The organism is Kitasatospora sp. NPDC101176 (genome assembly GCF_044768035.1).
Taxonomy (GTDB): Bacteria; Actinomycetota; Actinomycetes; order Streptomycetales; family Streptomycetaceae; genus Kitasatospora.
The window spans coordinates 1-13,089 of sequence record NZ_JBIWPA010000012.1 but is presented as its reverse complement, the minus strand read 5'-3'; the positions used below and the strand labels follow the sequence as shown (position 1 = coordinate 13,089).

Below are 13,089 nucleotides of genomic sequence, written 5' to 3'. Positions count from 1 at the left end.
GCGGTGCTAGCGTCCCCGCCATGGGATCACCTGGAGCTCGTGGGGCGGCGGCGCGATCGGCGATCGAGGGGGTGCGGGAGCTCGCCGGGGAGGAGCTGACGGCGGCGCAGGTGTTCCGGCGCGCCGACGAACTGCTCCGCCCCGTGCTGGAGTTCGACGCCGTCTGCTGGCACACGGCGGACCCGGCGACCGGTCTGGTGAACTCCGTGCAGAGCGAGGACCTGAGTCTGGCCGCCTACGACCACGCGGTGCGGCTGGAGGTCTGGGAGGACGATCTGGCGACCTTCCCGAAGATCCGGCACAGCGGGGTCCAGGCCGAGACGCTCAGCCGGGTGACCGGGGGGCGCCCGCAGGAGAGCGTGCGGTACCGGGAACAGATCGCGCCGGCCGGGTTCGGGGACGAGCTGCGGGCGGTGTTCGACTCGGCCGGCGGGATGTGGGGGTGCGCCGCGTTCATGCGCGCGCCCGACCGCGGACCCTACCTGGGGCGGCAGCGCCGACTCGCCGACGCCGCCGCCCGGCACCTGGGCAACGCCCTGCGGGCCTGCCACCTCCCGGCGGCGGCACCGGACGCCGCGGACCCGGCGCCGGCCGTGCTGGTGCTCGACCGCGCCAACCGGCTGCGCGCGGTCTCCGGACCGGCCGAGGAGCTGCTGGCCCGGCTGGCCGACCCGACGCCCACCGCGCTGGCCGTCCCGACCTCGGTGGCGATGGCCGCCGAACAGGCCCGCCGGGCCGCCCACGGACTGCCCGTCCGGCAGATGCCGGTACGGGTGCGCACCCGGGACGACCGCTGGTACCTGCTGCACGGGTCGGCGCTGCGCGGCGGCGCCGCGGAGGAGGTGACGGTGGTGCTGACGCCGGCCTCCCCCGCCGAGGTGATGCCGCTCCACCTGGCCGCGTACGGGCTGACCGCGCGCGAGCAGGAGGTGGCGCTGCTGCTGGTCCGCGGCAGCGACACCCGCGACGTGGCCCGGCTGCTCGTGATGACCCCGTACACGGTGCAGGACCACCTGAAGTCCGTGTTCACCAAGACCGGGGTGGGCAGCCGGCAGGAGCTGGTGGCCCGGATCATGCTCGGCAGCGGCCGCTGCTGACGGGAGCCGCGGGGCCGCACCGCGCCGGAGTCCGCCCCGTCAGGCGCCGGCGTCGGACGCGTCGGACGCGTCGGAGGCCGCGTCGGACGCGGCGGACGCACCGGGCTCCGCCGTCCCGGTCGTACCGGTCGTCCCGGTCGCTCCGGGGGTCGCGTCGGACGCCGGGCCCGCGGCCGGGAGCAGCTCGGCCTCCTCGCCGACGGTCCGCACCTCACGGGCGGTGAGCAGCCAGCGGCCGTCCGCGGTCCGCACGAAGCTGTCGTGGTAGCGGCCCACGACGTAGACCTGGTAACCGCCGTCCGGGCCGAGGCCGAGGAAGGTGTAGTGGGTGGTGCCGGTGGCGGTGCCGGCGACCGGGTCGACGTCGATCCCCGGCTCACTGAGGAAGTGGGAGCCGCGCCAGTCGGACCAGAAGGCCTCGCGCTGGGCGTCGGCGATCGCCCGGATCTCGGCCCGGCCGCGCGCCACCGTGCCGTGCGCGGTGAAGACGGCGTCCTCCACGTAGCCCTGGATCCACTCGTCGAGCTGGTCGGTGTCCCGCAGATGGGCTTGGCGGGAGAGCAGCCGGCGGATCGCGGTGACGTCCTCGGCGATCGGTGCGGCGGCGACGGTCGCGGCGGCGTCGGTGGTCGGGGCGGCCGTGGTCGGGGCGGTGCCGGCGGCGGTCTCGGGTGGCATGGGTCGGTCTCCCTCGCAACTGGTGAATGACGGTCCGTCAGATCCGTACGGGCCGCGGCGTCATGGTGCCAGGGCGGGCCGGCGCCCCACATCCGGGGAATTACCTACCCGGACTACGTACCGCCCCGGACGTGCGCGATTTAGCGCCGGTTTGGGCGGCCTGGCCAGACTCCCGTTGACCTCGACCCGCCGGCCTGCCGGCCCTCCGCCGTCCCCACCGTCCGACGCGGGGGCCGCGCGCTCCCCACCGCCACCGCGGGCCGGTCGCCACCACCACGTTCCTCTCGCGCTGGAGTTCCCCGTGCCCATCACCGCGCCGCAGCCGGCTTCCGACGGCATCCGCCCGCCCAGAGCCCGCCGAACCGGCACCCGGCCCGGGCTGCGCGCCCTGGGCACGCTGGCGCTGGCCACCGCCGTCCTGGTCGCCACCGCGGCGTGCGGCTCGTCCGGGTCCGGCTCCGCCGACGGCGCGGGCGCGGCGGGGGGCGGCGCACCGGTGGACGGCGGCACCCTGCGCTTCGCGGCCGAGGTCGAACCGGACTGCCTGGACCCGGCGGTGAGCCCGGCCGACGTCACCGGCGTGGTGGACCGCAACGTCTTCGACTCCCTGGTGCGGCTCGACTCCGCCGGGACGTTCCACCCCTGGCTGGCCACGTCCTGGGAGGTCTCGCCGGACGGCCTGACCTACACCTTCCACCTGCGCACCGACGTGCTGTTCCACGACGGCACCAAGCTCGACGCGGCCGCGGTGAAGGCCACCCTGGAGCACGCCGTCGACCCGGCCACCAAGTCCCTCTACGCCGGCGGCCTGCTGGAGGGCTTCGCCGGGGCCGACGCGCCCGACCCGGCCACCGCCGTGATCCGGCTGACCAAGCCGCGCGCCGCACTGCTCCAGGCGCTCAGCACCCCGTACCTGGGCATCCAGTCCCCCAAGTCGCTCGCCGACAACGCCGCCGACCTGTGCCGCAAGCCGGTCGGCTCGGGCCCGTTCTCCTTCGTCTCCTGGGAGAAGAGCACCAGCGTCACGCTCAAGCGCAACCCGGGCTACGCCTGGGCGCCGGAGGGCGCCGCGCACACCGGCGCGGCGCACCTGGAGAAGCTGGTGTTCCAGATCGTCCCCGAGGAGTCGGTCCGCCAGGGGCAGCTGCGCAGCGGGCAGATCGAGATCGCCGGGAACGCCGCCCCGGCGAGGATCGCCGACCTCAAGGGCACCAAGGGCTTCCAGGTGCTCCAGCAGGAGGCGCCCGGTCAGGTGTACGGGCTGTTCCTCAACCCCGTCGCCGGGGTGCTGGCCGACGAGCGGGTGCGCACCGCGCTCGCCCGCTCGCTCCAGCTCGACGCGCTCGTCAAGTCGGTCTACCACGACACGCGGCACCGCGCGCAGGGCCCGCTCGGCCCGGGCACCGTCTTCTACGACAAGTCCGTCGAGGGCGTCATCGGGTACGACCCGGCCGCCGCCGGCAAGCTGCTCGACGAGGCCGGCTGGACCGGCCGGGACGCGGACGGCTACCGCACCAAGGACGGCAAGCGGCTGACCGTCGTCTGGCCGACCTCCGCCTACCTCGCCCGGGACAACCGCGACCTGCTCGCCCAGGGCGTCCAGGCCGACGCCAAGAAGGCCGGCATCGAGCTGCAGTACCTCAACCAGGACCCGGGCACCTTCGCCAAGACCGCCGTCGGCGGCACCGCGGACGTCCTCGGCTTCAGCTTCGTCCGCCCCGAGGCCGACATCCTGCGGCACTACTTCGGCTCCGCCTCCACCGCGGACAAGGGCGGCTCCAACCTGTTCCGGATCTCCGACCCGCAGCTGGACGGCTGGCTCGACCAGGGCGCCTCCAGCAGCGACCCGGCGGTTCGCGGCCGGGCGTACGCGCAGGCGCAGAAGTACGTCGTGGACCACGTCCTGGAGATCCCGCTGTACGTCCCGGTCACCGCGCTCGGCGCGAGCGCCAGGGTGCACGGGGTCGGCTTCGACGCGGCGGCCTTCCCGCAGTTCTACGACGCCTGGCTGGCCGCGCGATGAAGGGGCTCCCACCCCCTGCGGGCGGGCTCGCGCTGCTGCGGCACTGGGTGGTGCGCCGCCTGGCGCTGGCGGTCGTGGTCGTCCTGGGCGCCGCCAGCGCCGCCTTCGCGGGCCTGTGGCTGGCCCCCGGCGACCCGGTGCAGCTGATCGTCGGCAGCCACGAGGTCACCCCGGAGGTGGCGGCCCGGGTCCGCGACGACCTCGGGCTGGACGAGCCGCTGGTCGTCCAGTACGGGCGCTTCCTCGGGCGGCTGCTGAGCGGCGACCTCGGGCACTCCTACCAGGCGTCCCGCCCGGTCGCGGACGTGCTCGGCGACCAGGCCGCGGCGACCGTCGAACTCGCCCTCGCCGGATTCCTGCTGGCGCTGCTGGGCGCGGTGCTGCTGGCGGTGGCCACCGCCGGGCGCCGGCCGTGGCTGCGGCGGGCCTCCTCCGCGGTGGAACTGGTGCTCGGCTCGACCCCGGCGTTCTGGGCCGGGATCGTGCTGCTGACCCTCTTCTCGTTCCGGTGGCAGCTGTTCCCCGCGGTGGACGGCGGCGGGCTGGACGGCCTGGTGCTGCCCGCCGTCACCCTGGCGCTGCCGATGCTCGGCGTGTTCGCCCAGGTCCTGCGGGAGTCGATGGAGCGCTCGCTGGAGGAGCCGTACGCGCTCAGCGCCCGGGCCCGCGGCTCCGGCGAGACGGCCCTGCGACTGCGGCACTCGCTGCGGCACACCCTGGTGCCGCTGCTCACGCTGTCCGGGTGGACCGTCGGCTCGCTGCTGAGCGGCGCGGTGGTGGTGGAGACGGTGTTCAGCCGCCAGGGCATCGGTCGGATCACCGCCTCGGCGATCTCGGCCCGCGACCTGCCGGTGGTGACCGGCGTGGTGGTGGTCTCGGCGGTGGTGTTCACCGTGGTCAACCTGCTGGTCGACGTGGGGTACGCGATCGCCGACCCCCGGTTGAAGGAGTCCCTGCGGTGAGCGCCCCCACCCTCGTCCCCTCCCGCACGCCCCGCACGTCCCGCACAGCCCGTCCGGCCGTCGCGGCCCTCGCGGCCCTGCGGCGGATCCCGCTCGGGCCGCTGCTGGCCTGGGCCGTGCTGGTGCTGCTCGCCGTCGCCGCGCTGACGCCCGGCCTGCTCGCCCCGCAGCCGCCCAACGCCGTCGACCCGGTCAACGCGCTCGCCCCGCCGGGCTCCGAACACCTCCTGGGAACAGACCAGTTGGGGCGGGACGTGTACAGCCGGCTGGTGCACGGCACGCGCGACTCGCTGGTCGTCGGCCTCGGCGCCACCAGCCTCGCCCTCGGTGCCGGCGCTCTGCTCGGGGTACTGGCGGCGACCGCGCGGGCCGTCGTCGACGAGGTCCTGATGCGGCTGACCGACATCCTGCTGGCCTTCCCCGGGCTGCTGCTCGCCCTGCTGGTGATCGCCCTGCTCGGGCCCGGCACCGGCCACGCCACCCTCGCCATCGGGCTGTCCATGCTGCCCGGCTTCGTCCGGCTCGCCCGGGCCCAGGCCCTCCTGGTCGGCCGGGCCGACTACGTGCACCACGCCGTCGGCTTCGGCCAGCCGCGGTGGACCGCGCGACTGCGGCACGTGGTGCCCAACGCGCTGCCGCCGCTGGTCGTCTTCGCCACGCTGAGCATCGCCGGGGCGGTCATCGCCGGTGCCTCGCTGAGCTTCCTCGGGCTCGGGCCGCAGCCGCCGGACCCGGAGTGGGGCGCGATGCTCGCCGAGGGCCGCGGACAGTTCGAGGACGCCTGGGCACTCGCCCTGGGCCCCGGCGTCGCCGTGCTGCTCACCGCCGCCGCACTGACCGTGGTGGGGCGGGACCTGCAACGCCGTCTGGAGGGGAGGCACGGACATGGCCGTCGCTGAGGAGGCCGCCCGGCCGGCCGCCGGGTCGCCCGCGGATCCGACCGCCGGGTCGCCCGCAGATCCGTCCGGGGGTCCGACCGGGGGTCCGCTCGCGGGTGCACCCGCGGAATCGTTCACGGACGCGGAGCCCGGGCCGGAGTCGGAGCCCGGGCCGGCCGGGGCGCCGCCGGTGCTGGTCGTCGAGAACCTGCGGGTCGGCTTCGCCCGCGGCGGGGACGTGGTGCGCGGCGTCGGCTTCACGCTGCGCCCCGGCGAGTGCCTGGCCGTGGTCGGCGAGTCCGGCAGCGGCAAGTCCGTCACCGCCCGGACGCTGCTCGGCCTCACCGGCCCTGGCGCGGCCGTCCGCGCCGACCGGCTGGAACTGGACGGCGTCGACCTCACCGGGCTCGACGAACGCGGCTGGCGCGGCCTGCGCGGCCGCCGGGTCGGTCTGGTGCTGCAGGACGCGCTGGTCTCCCTCGACCCGCTGCGCCGGATCGGCACCGAGGTCACCGAGGTGCTCGCCAACCACCGCCTGGTGCCCGCCGCCCGGCGCCCGGCCCGGGCCGTCGAGCTGCTGGCCGAGGCGGGCGTGCCCGAACCGGAGGTGCGGGCCCGGCAGTACCCGCACGAGCTGTCCGGCGGGCAGCGCCAGCGGGCGCTGATCGCCTCCGCGGTGGCCGCCGATCCGGCCGTCCTGGTCGCCGACGAGCCCACCACCGCGCTGGACGTCACCGTGCAGGCCCGGATCCTGGACCTGCTCGCCGAGCGGAAGGCGGCCGGCACCGCGCTCCTGCTGATCAGTCACGACCTCTCGGTGGTGGCCCGGCTGGCCGACCGGATCGCGGTGATGTTCGGCGGCGCCTTCGTCGAGGAGGGCCCCGCCGCGCAGGTGCTGGCCGCACCGGCCCACCCGTACACCCGGGAGCTGCTGGCCGCCGTCCCGGGGCGGCACCCGCGGGGCACCCGGCTGTCCGTCCGCTCCCCGGAGCTGCCGCCACCCGGCACCCCCGCACCGGCCGACGCGGGCTGCCGCTACGCCCCGCACTGCCCGCTCGCCGAGGACGCCTGCCGGACGCGGCCGCCGGAGCCCGTCCGCCTCGCCGGGGGCCGGTTGGCGCGCTGCCGCCGGCTCGACCGGCCCTGGCCCGCACCGCGGCCCGCCGCCGGGCCGCCCGCGACGGGGCCGTCCGCGACGGGCACGGGCACCGTGGTGCTGGCCGCCGAGGGCCTGGTCAAGTCCTACCGGCGGCCGGACGGTTCGAGGCACCGGGCGGTGCGCGGCGTCTCGCTCCGGCTGCGGGCGGGCGAGGTGCTCGGCGTGCTCGGCGAGTCGGGCTCGGGCAAGAGCACCGTCGCGCTGATGGCCATCGGGCGGCTGCGCCCCGACGCGGGCACCGTCACCCTGCTGGGAGAGCCCTGGCCGGGCCCGGCCAGGGGCGCGGACCTGCGGCGGGTGCAGCTCGTCCAGCAGGACACGCTGAGCGCCTTCGACCCGCGGTGGACCGTCGAGCGGCTGGTCGGCGAGGCGCTCGGCGCCGCCGGGCGACGGGCCGCACGGCGGCGGCGCGAGGAGATCGCCGGGCGGCTGCGGCTGGTCGGTCTCGGCCCGGAACTGCTCGGACGGCGCCCGCGCGAGCTGTCCGGCGGCCAGCGCCAGCGGGTCGCCATCGCCCGGGCGCTGGCGGCGGAACCGGAGGTGCTGGTCTGCGACGAACCGGTGTCCGCCCTGGACGTCTCCGTCCAGGCGCAGGTGCTCGACCTGCTCGCCGAGGTGCGCGAGCGGACCGGCGTCTCGGTGTTGTTCATCTCGCACGACCTCGGGGTGATCCGGCACAGCAGCGACCGGGTGCTGGTGATGAAGGACGGCGAGGTGGTGGAGGAGGGCGGGGTCGAGGAGGTGTTCGCCCGGCCCGCGCACCCGTACACCCGTCAGCTGCTGGCCGCCCTGCCGGGGTAGGCCGGGGCTCCGTCCGCGGCCCGCCCGCCCACGCACCTCCCGCAGCGCCCGCCCACGCCCCGTGGGCGGGCGCCGTCGTGCTGCCCGGCCTGCCCGGCCCTCGCTTCCGAGTTCGATTCCCGCTTCCCTTCCCGCTTCGTTTCCGGCTGATTGCGGCTTACGCAGCGGCTTAGGGCAGGTTTAGCCCGCCGCCCGAGGCTGGGAGCGCCGGACCACCCGACCATGCCCCCGGACGGGTGTCCGGCACTCCGGCCGACCGGCCGTCGCCAGCGCCACCGCCTCCCGGCTCCGTCCCCGTTCACCCGGGCCACCGCCGCCCGCGGGCCGGCAGCGCCGACCGGACGCCGCGTCCCGTCCCCGCAGCAGAGAGGCCCGGTTGTGGCACACCCCGACCGCCCCGCACCCGCCGACACCCGCGACGTCCGCCTGCTCTCCGTCGGCACCGCCCTGCCCGGCGCCCCCGTGGACAACCTCGCGCTGGCCCGCAGGTTCGGGCAGAGCCCGCAGTGGGCCGAGTGGGTGGACCTCTTCGTCGGTACCCGGACCCGCCACCTCGCGCTGGACCTCGACCAGGGCACCCGCACCCACACCCTGGCCGACCTGGCCACCAGCGCCGGCCTGCGCGCCCTCGCCGCTGCCGGGCTCGCCGCCGGCGACCTCGACGCGCTGGTGCTCGGCACGGCCACCCCCGACCTGCTGATGCCCGGCACCGTCAACATCGTCGCCGACCGGCTCGGCCTCGACCAGGTGCCCACCTTCCAGCTGCAGTCCGGCTGCACCGGCGCCTTCCAGGCCATCGCCCTGGGCCGGCAGTTGCTGCGGGCCGGGGAGCACCGCACCGTCCTCGTGATCGGCGGGGACGTCTGCTCGCGCGCCTTCGACCTCTCCGCCGACGTCTCCGCGCTGCCGCCCGAGCAGCTGGTCAACGCGATGCTGTTCGGCGACGGCGCGGGCGCCGTGGTGCTCTCCGTCGACCCGGTGCCCGGCGCCCCGCTGGTCCGGGAGGTGTTCACCCGGCTGGTCGGCCTCGGGCAGGCCCCCGGACAGACCCTCGCCTGGTTCGGCCCCAACGACCGGCCCGACGGCACCCCGGCCGTCAGCGAGGACTACAAGGCGATCGAAGCCCGGGTGCCCGCGCTGTCCGCCGAGATCTACCACGAACTGCTGCACCGTCTGGACTGGAAGCCGGACGAGCTCGGCTACCTGCTCCCGCCCCAGCTCTCCGGCCGGATGACCACCCGGATCAGCGAGGTGCTCGACAACCCGTCCGCCGCCGAGATCAGCGTCGTGACCACCACCGGCAACAACGGAAACGGCCTTCCCTTCCTGCAGTTGGAGCAGTTGCTGCCCCGACTCGCCCACGGCGAGCGGGCCTTGGCCATCGCGGTCGAGTCCAGCAAGTGGATCAAGGCCGGCTTCGCCCTCGAAGGAGCGTGACCCGATGTCCTCCGCCCAGCCCGCCGGGCCCACCCGACCCACCACCACCGCCGCCGCCGATACAGCCACCACCACCGCCGCCGATACGGCCACCGGTGGCTCCGCCACCGCGACCGGAACGGCCGAGGTCGTGCCGCCGGCCCGCCAGCGCCGGCACACCCTGTACTTCCTCGACGAGATCCGCTCCTTCGCGCCCGTCCACCTCGACACCGAGGTCGACATGGCCGCCGTCCTGGCCCACCGGGCCGCCGCCCGCTCCGACGGCACCCGGTACTCGCTCGTCTCGTACGTGCTGCTCACCGCCGGCCGGGTGCTCGCCCGCCACCCCGAGGCCAACGCGGCGATCCGCGGCCGGCTGCGGCCGCGCGTGGCGCGTTACCCCTCGGTGGCCGGCAAGCTCGTGCTGGACCGCCGGCTGGACGGCCGGCGCGTCGTCCTCGCCACCGTCGTGCCCGACCTCGATCGCGCCGACCTCGACACCGTGCAGCAGCAGATCGACCACCACCGCGGCGAGGACGCCTCCGCGCGGCCCGAGGTGGCCCCGTTGCGCAGGCTCCACCGGCTGCACCCCGTACTCGGCCTGCTCGCCTACCGCGCCACCGTACGCCCGCTGCGGGCCCGGGCCGGGCGGATCGGCACCTTCGCCGTGAGCTCGCTCGGGCACGCGCCGGTCGACGGCTTCCACTCCGTCGGCGGCACCACGATCACCCTCGGCGTCGGGCGGGTCGTGGACCGGGTGGTCGCCCGCGACGGCCGCCCGGCGGTGGCGCCCGTCCTGCGGCTCAACCTCACCTTCGACCACCGGGTCGTCGACGGCGCCGAGGCGGCCGAGGTGCTCGGCGGCATCAAGCAGGCGCTGGAGGAGTTCCCGGTGTACCTGCCGCCGGGCGCCACATCGTCCGCGGGCCTCACCGCGGACGGCGGCACCGGCGGCACCGAGGGCGGCGGTGCGACTGCCGCGACCGCCGGGTCCACCGGGCCCGCCGCGACCGACGACAGCGCTGCAGCCGACGCCACCGGCCCGGCGGTGACCGCACGATGAACGACGTCACCGAGCTCAAGCAGTACATCGAGGTGCACGCCCGGGCCCAGCGCATCCCGGACGACCAGCGCCGGCTCGTCCTCGACCGGATCCACCACGACGGCGACGGCGGCGGCTCGTGGACCGCCGAGTGGTCCCGGGTCGGCGAGGAGGCGGAGCGGGCCGGCCGGTACCAGGACGCCGTACGCCACTTCACCACCGCCCGCTTCCCGTACGTGGACGGCCCCGCCCGCCGGGAGGCCGCCGAGCGCGCCGCCACCGCGTTCGAGCGCTGGCGCACCGCCGAGGCCCCCGTCATCGAGCCGCTGACCGTCGAGACCGACGCCGGCACCGTCCGCGCCTGGACGTCCGGACTCTCCGCCCGCGACCCCAAGCCGCTGCTGCTGTTCTCCGGCGGCATCGTCAGCACCAAGGAGCAGTGGGCGCCGGTCCTGCTCCAGGTCGCCCGCCTCGGCATGGCCGGCCTGGTGCTCGAACTCCCGGGCGTCGGCGACAACACCCTGCGCTACGGCCCCGACAGCCACCGGATCTACCCCGCCCTGCTGGACGCCGTCGGCGAGCGCGCCCGCACCGCCGACACCCACGCCATCGCGTTCAGCTTCAGCGGCCACCTCGCCCTGCGCGCCGCCCTGGACGACCGCCGGCTGCGCGGCGTCGTCACCGCCGGCGCTCCGCTGCGGCACTTCTTCACCGACACCGCGTGGCAGCTGCGCCTCCCCCGGATCACCGTCGACACCCTCGCCCACCTGTCCGGCGTCGAACCCGCCGGGCTCGGCCCGCACATCCGCGACTGGGCCCTCGGCGCCGACGACCTCGCCGCCCTCGACATCCCGCTCGCCTACCTGGTCAGCGGCCGCGACGAGGTGATCCCGCCGGAGGAGGTGGCCCTGCTGCGCCGGAGCGTGCGGAGGCTCTCGCTGCTCACCAACGACGACGTCCACGGCTCCCCCCGGCACGCCGCCGAGACCCCGCTCTGGGCGGTGCTCTCGATCCTGCGGATGCGCGGCGTCCGCGACCCGCGGCGGGTGCTGTTCGGCGCGCTCTGGCGCCTGGCCCGGCTGCGCGCCCGCCGGTCGGACTGACCGCCCGGCCCCCTGCCGGTCCGCCCGGGCTCCTCCTGCCCTCCGCTGTTCCCGCCGTTCCGCCCCGCCCGCCCCGACCGCACCTCCGCTGCCCGGTGGACCGCCACCGGACGGACCACCGCCCCGACCGAAGGATGGAACCACCCCATGGCCAACGAGGAGAAGCTCCGCGACTACCTCAAGCGGGTCACCGCCGACCTGCAGCGGGCGAACCAGCGGGTGGCCAGCCTGGAGGCCGACCGCCGCGACCCGATCGCCGTCGTCGGCATCGGCTGCCGCTACCCCGGCGGCGTCACCTCGCCGGAGGAGCTGTGGCGCCTCGTCGCCGACGGCGTGGACGCGATCGGCCCCTTCCCGGCGGACCGCGGCTGGGACCTGGAGAACCTCTACCACCCCGACCCGGACCACCCCGGCACCGCGTACGCGCGCGAGGGCGGATTCCTGTACGGCGCGGGCGACTTCGACCCGGAGTTCTTCGGTATCGGCCCGCGCGAGGCACTGGCCACCGACCCGCAGCAGCGACTGCTGCTGGAGACCGCCTGGGAGGCGCTGGAGCGCGCCGGCATCGACCCGACCACGCTGCGCGGCAGCCGGACCGCCGTCTTCGCGGGCGTCATGTACTCGGACTACGGCGCCCGGCTCAACCCGGCCCCCGAGGGCTTCGAAGGCTGGATCGGCAACGGCAGTGCGGGCAGCATCGCCACCGGCCGGGTCTCCTACACGCTCGGGCTGGAGGGCCCGGCCGTCACCGTGGACACCGCCTGCTCCTCCTCGCTCGTCGCGATCCACTACGCCGCCCAGTCACTGCGCTCGGGGGAGTCCACGCTGGCGCTGGCGGGCGGCGTCACCGTGATGGCCACCCCCGGCACCTTCGTCGAGTTCAGCCGTCAGCACGGACTGGCCGCGGACGGGCGGTGCAAGCCCTTCGCGGCCGCCGCCGACGGCACCGGCTGGGCGGAGGGCGCGGGGCTGGTCGTGCTGGAACGCCTGTCGGACGCGCGGCGCAACGGGCACCCGGTGCTCGCCGTGCTGCGCGGCTCGGCCGTCAACCAGGACGGCACCAGCAGCCAGCTCACCGCGCCCAACGGGCCCTCCCAGCAGCGCGTCATCCGGGCCGCGCTCGCCAGCGCCGGGCTGACCACCTCGGACGTCGACGTGGTGGAGGCGCACGGCACGGGCACCACCCTCGGGGACCCGATCGAGGCCCAGGCCATCCTCGCCACCTACGGGCAGGACCGCGAGGCGCCGCTCTACCTGGGCGCCGTCAAGTCGAACATCGGGCACACCCAGGCCGCGGCCGGCGTCGCCGGCATCATCAAGCTGATCGAGGCCTTCCGGCACGGCGAACTCGCGCGCACCCTGCACCTGGACGCGCCGTCCCCGCACGTGGACTGGACGGCCGGACGGGTCGAACTCCTCACCGAGCACCGCGACTGGCCGGCGACCGGACGGCCCCGCCGGGGAGCGGTCTCCTCCTTCGGCATCAGCGGCACCAACGCCCACCTGATCCTCGAGGAACCCACCGCCGACGAGCCCGTCGAGCCCGTCGAGGTGCCCGGGCCGTACGTGTGGCAGCTGTCCGCCCGCGACGACACCGCCCTACGCGCACAGGCCCGCCGCCTCGCCGACCACCTCCACGACACCGACGACACGAAGGACGCCGGGGGCGTTCACCCCGCCGAGGTCGCGCACGCCCTGGCCACCACCCGCACCACCTTCGACCACCGCGCCGCCGTCATCCTGCGCACCCCCACCGAAGCCCACGCCGCACTCACCGCCCTCGCCGAAGGCCACCCCCACCCCGCCCTCGTCACCGGCACCGCCACCACCACCGCCACCCGACCCGTCTACCTCTACCCCGGCCAAGGCAGCCACCACCCCGGCACCGGACGCCACCTCTACCAGACCTTCCCCGCCTACGCCCAAGCCA

The 13,089-nt window shown here is 76.0% G+C and carries 9 protein-coding genes and 1 pseudogene; 9 read left to right on the top strand and 1 reads right to left on the bottom strand.

Annotation, left to right across the window (positions count from 1 at the left end; all coding sequences use genetic code 11):
• The first annotated feature begins 20 nt into the window (after window positions 1-20).
• Window positions 21-1,097, top strand: coding sequence for a response regulator transcription factor (locus ACIRS1_RS18500; RefSeq protein ID WP_402840820.1), 1,077 nt, complete (start codon window positions 21-23; stop codon window positions 1,095-1,097).
• Window positions 1,098-1,136: 39 nt separating this feature from the next.
• Here ACIRS1_RS18500 and ACIRS1_RS18495 read toward each other — a convergent pair whose 3' ends face one another.
• The gene (locus ACIRS1_RS18495) at window positions 1,137-1,775 is read right to left on the bottom strand and encodes a nuclear transport factor 2 family protein (RefSeq protein ID WP_402840817.1); all 639 of its coding nucleotides are present in this window, start codon (window positions 1,773-1,775) and stop codon (window positions 1,137-1,139) included.
• Window positions 1,776-2,076: 301 nt separating this feature from the next.
• Here ACIRS1_RS18495 and ACIRS1_RS18490 point away from each other — a divergent pair, with 301 nt between their 5' ends.
• The 8 genes and pseudogenes from ACIRS1_RS18490 to ACIRS1_RS18455 form a co-directional block, all read left to right on the top strand.
• Entirely contained in the window at window positions 2,077-3,798 is a 1,722-nt protein-coding gene (locus tag ACIRS1_RS18490) for an ABC transporter substrate-binding protein (RefSeq protein WP_402840814.1), read from the top strand.
• On the top strand, window positions 3,795-4,760 hold the full coding sequence (locus tag ACIRS1_RS18485) for an ABC transporter permease (RefSeq protein ID WP_360215617.1): 966 nt from the start codon (window positions 3,795-3,797) through the stop codon (window positions 4,758-4,760). The genes ACIRS1_RS18490 and ACIRS1_RS18485 overlap by 4 nt, the downstream gene beginning before the upstream one ends.
• A complete protein-coding gene (locus tag ACIRS1_RS18480) occupies window positions 4,757-5,659 on the top strand; it encodes an ABC transporter permease (RefSeq protein WP_402840809.1) in 903 nt (300 codons plus the stop codon). Before ACIRS1_RS18485 ends, ACIRS1_RS18480 begins: the two co-directional genes overlap by 4 nt.
• A gap of 169 nt (window positions 5,660-5,828) precedes the next feature.
• Complete coding sequence (locus ACIRS1_RS18475; RefSeq protein ID WP_402840807.1) at window positions 5,829-7,598, top strand: dipeptide ABC transporter ATP-binding protein; 1,770 nt, start codon at window positions 5,829-5,831, stop codon at window positions 7,596-7,598.
• 378 nt (window positions 7,599-7,976) lie between these two features.
• A complete protein-coding gene (locus ACIRS1_RS18470; RefSeq protein WP_402840804.1) occupies window positions 7,977-9,035 on the top strand; it encodes a 3-oxoacyl-ACP synthase III family protein in 1,059 nt (352 codons plus the stop codon).
• Window positions 9,036-9,039: 4 nt separating this feature from the next.
• A complete protein-coding gene (locus tag ACIRS1_RS18465) occupies window positions 9,040-10,077 on the top strand; it encodes a 2-oxo acid dehydrogenase subunit E2 (RefSeq protein WP_402840801.1) in 1,038 nt (345 codons plus the stop codon).
• A complete protein-coding gene (locus tag ACIRS1_RS18460) occupies window positions 10,074-11,159 on the top strand; it encodes an alpha/beta hydrolase (RefSeq protein WP_360215632.1) in 1,086 nt (361 codons plus the stop codon). The genes ACIRS1_RS18465 and ACIRS1_RS18460 overlap by 4 nt, the downstream gene beginning before the upstream one ends.
• 147 nt (window positions 11,160-11,306) lie before the next feature.
• A pseudogene (locus ACIRS1_RS18455) lies at window positions 11,307-13,089 on the top strand (type I polyketide synthase); the annotation flags it as partial.

What these genes read in the sequence shown, in the direction of transcription:
- ACIRS1_RS18460 (WP_360215632.1), top strand. Translation starts at nt 10,074, where the DNA reads ATGAACGACGTCACCGAGCTCAAGCAGTACATCGAGGTGCACGCCCGG.
- ACIRS1_RS18495 (WP_402840817.1), bottom strand. Translation starts at nt 1,775, where the DNA reads ATGCCACCCGAGACCGCCGCCGGCACCGCCCCGACCACGGCCGCCCCG.
- ACIRS1_RS18500 (WP_402840820.1), top strand. Translation starts at nt 21, where the DNA reads ATGGGATCACCTGGAGCTCGTGGGGCGGCGGCGCGATCGGCGATCGAG.
- ACIRS1_RS18465 (WP_402840801.1), top strand. Translation starts at nt 9,040, where the DNA reads ATGTCCTCCGCCCAGCCCGCCGGGCCCACCCGACCCACCACCACCGCC.
- ACIRS1_RS18485 (WP_360215617.1), top strand. Translation starts at nt 3,795, where the DNA reads ATGAAGGGGCTCCCACCCCCTGCGGGCGGGCTCGCGCTGCTGCGGCAC.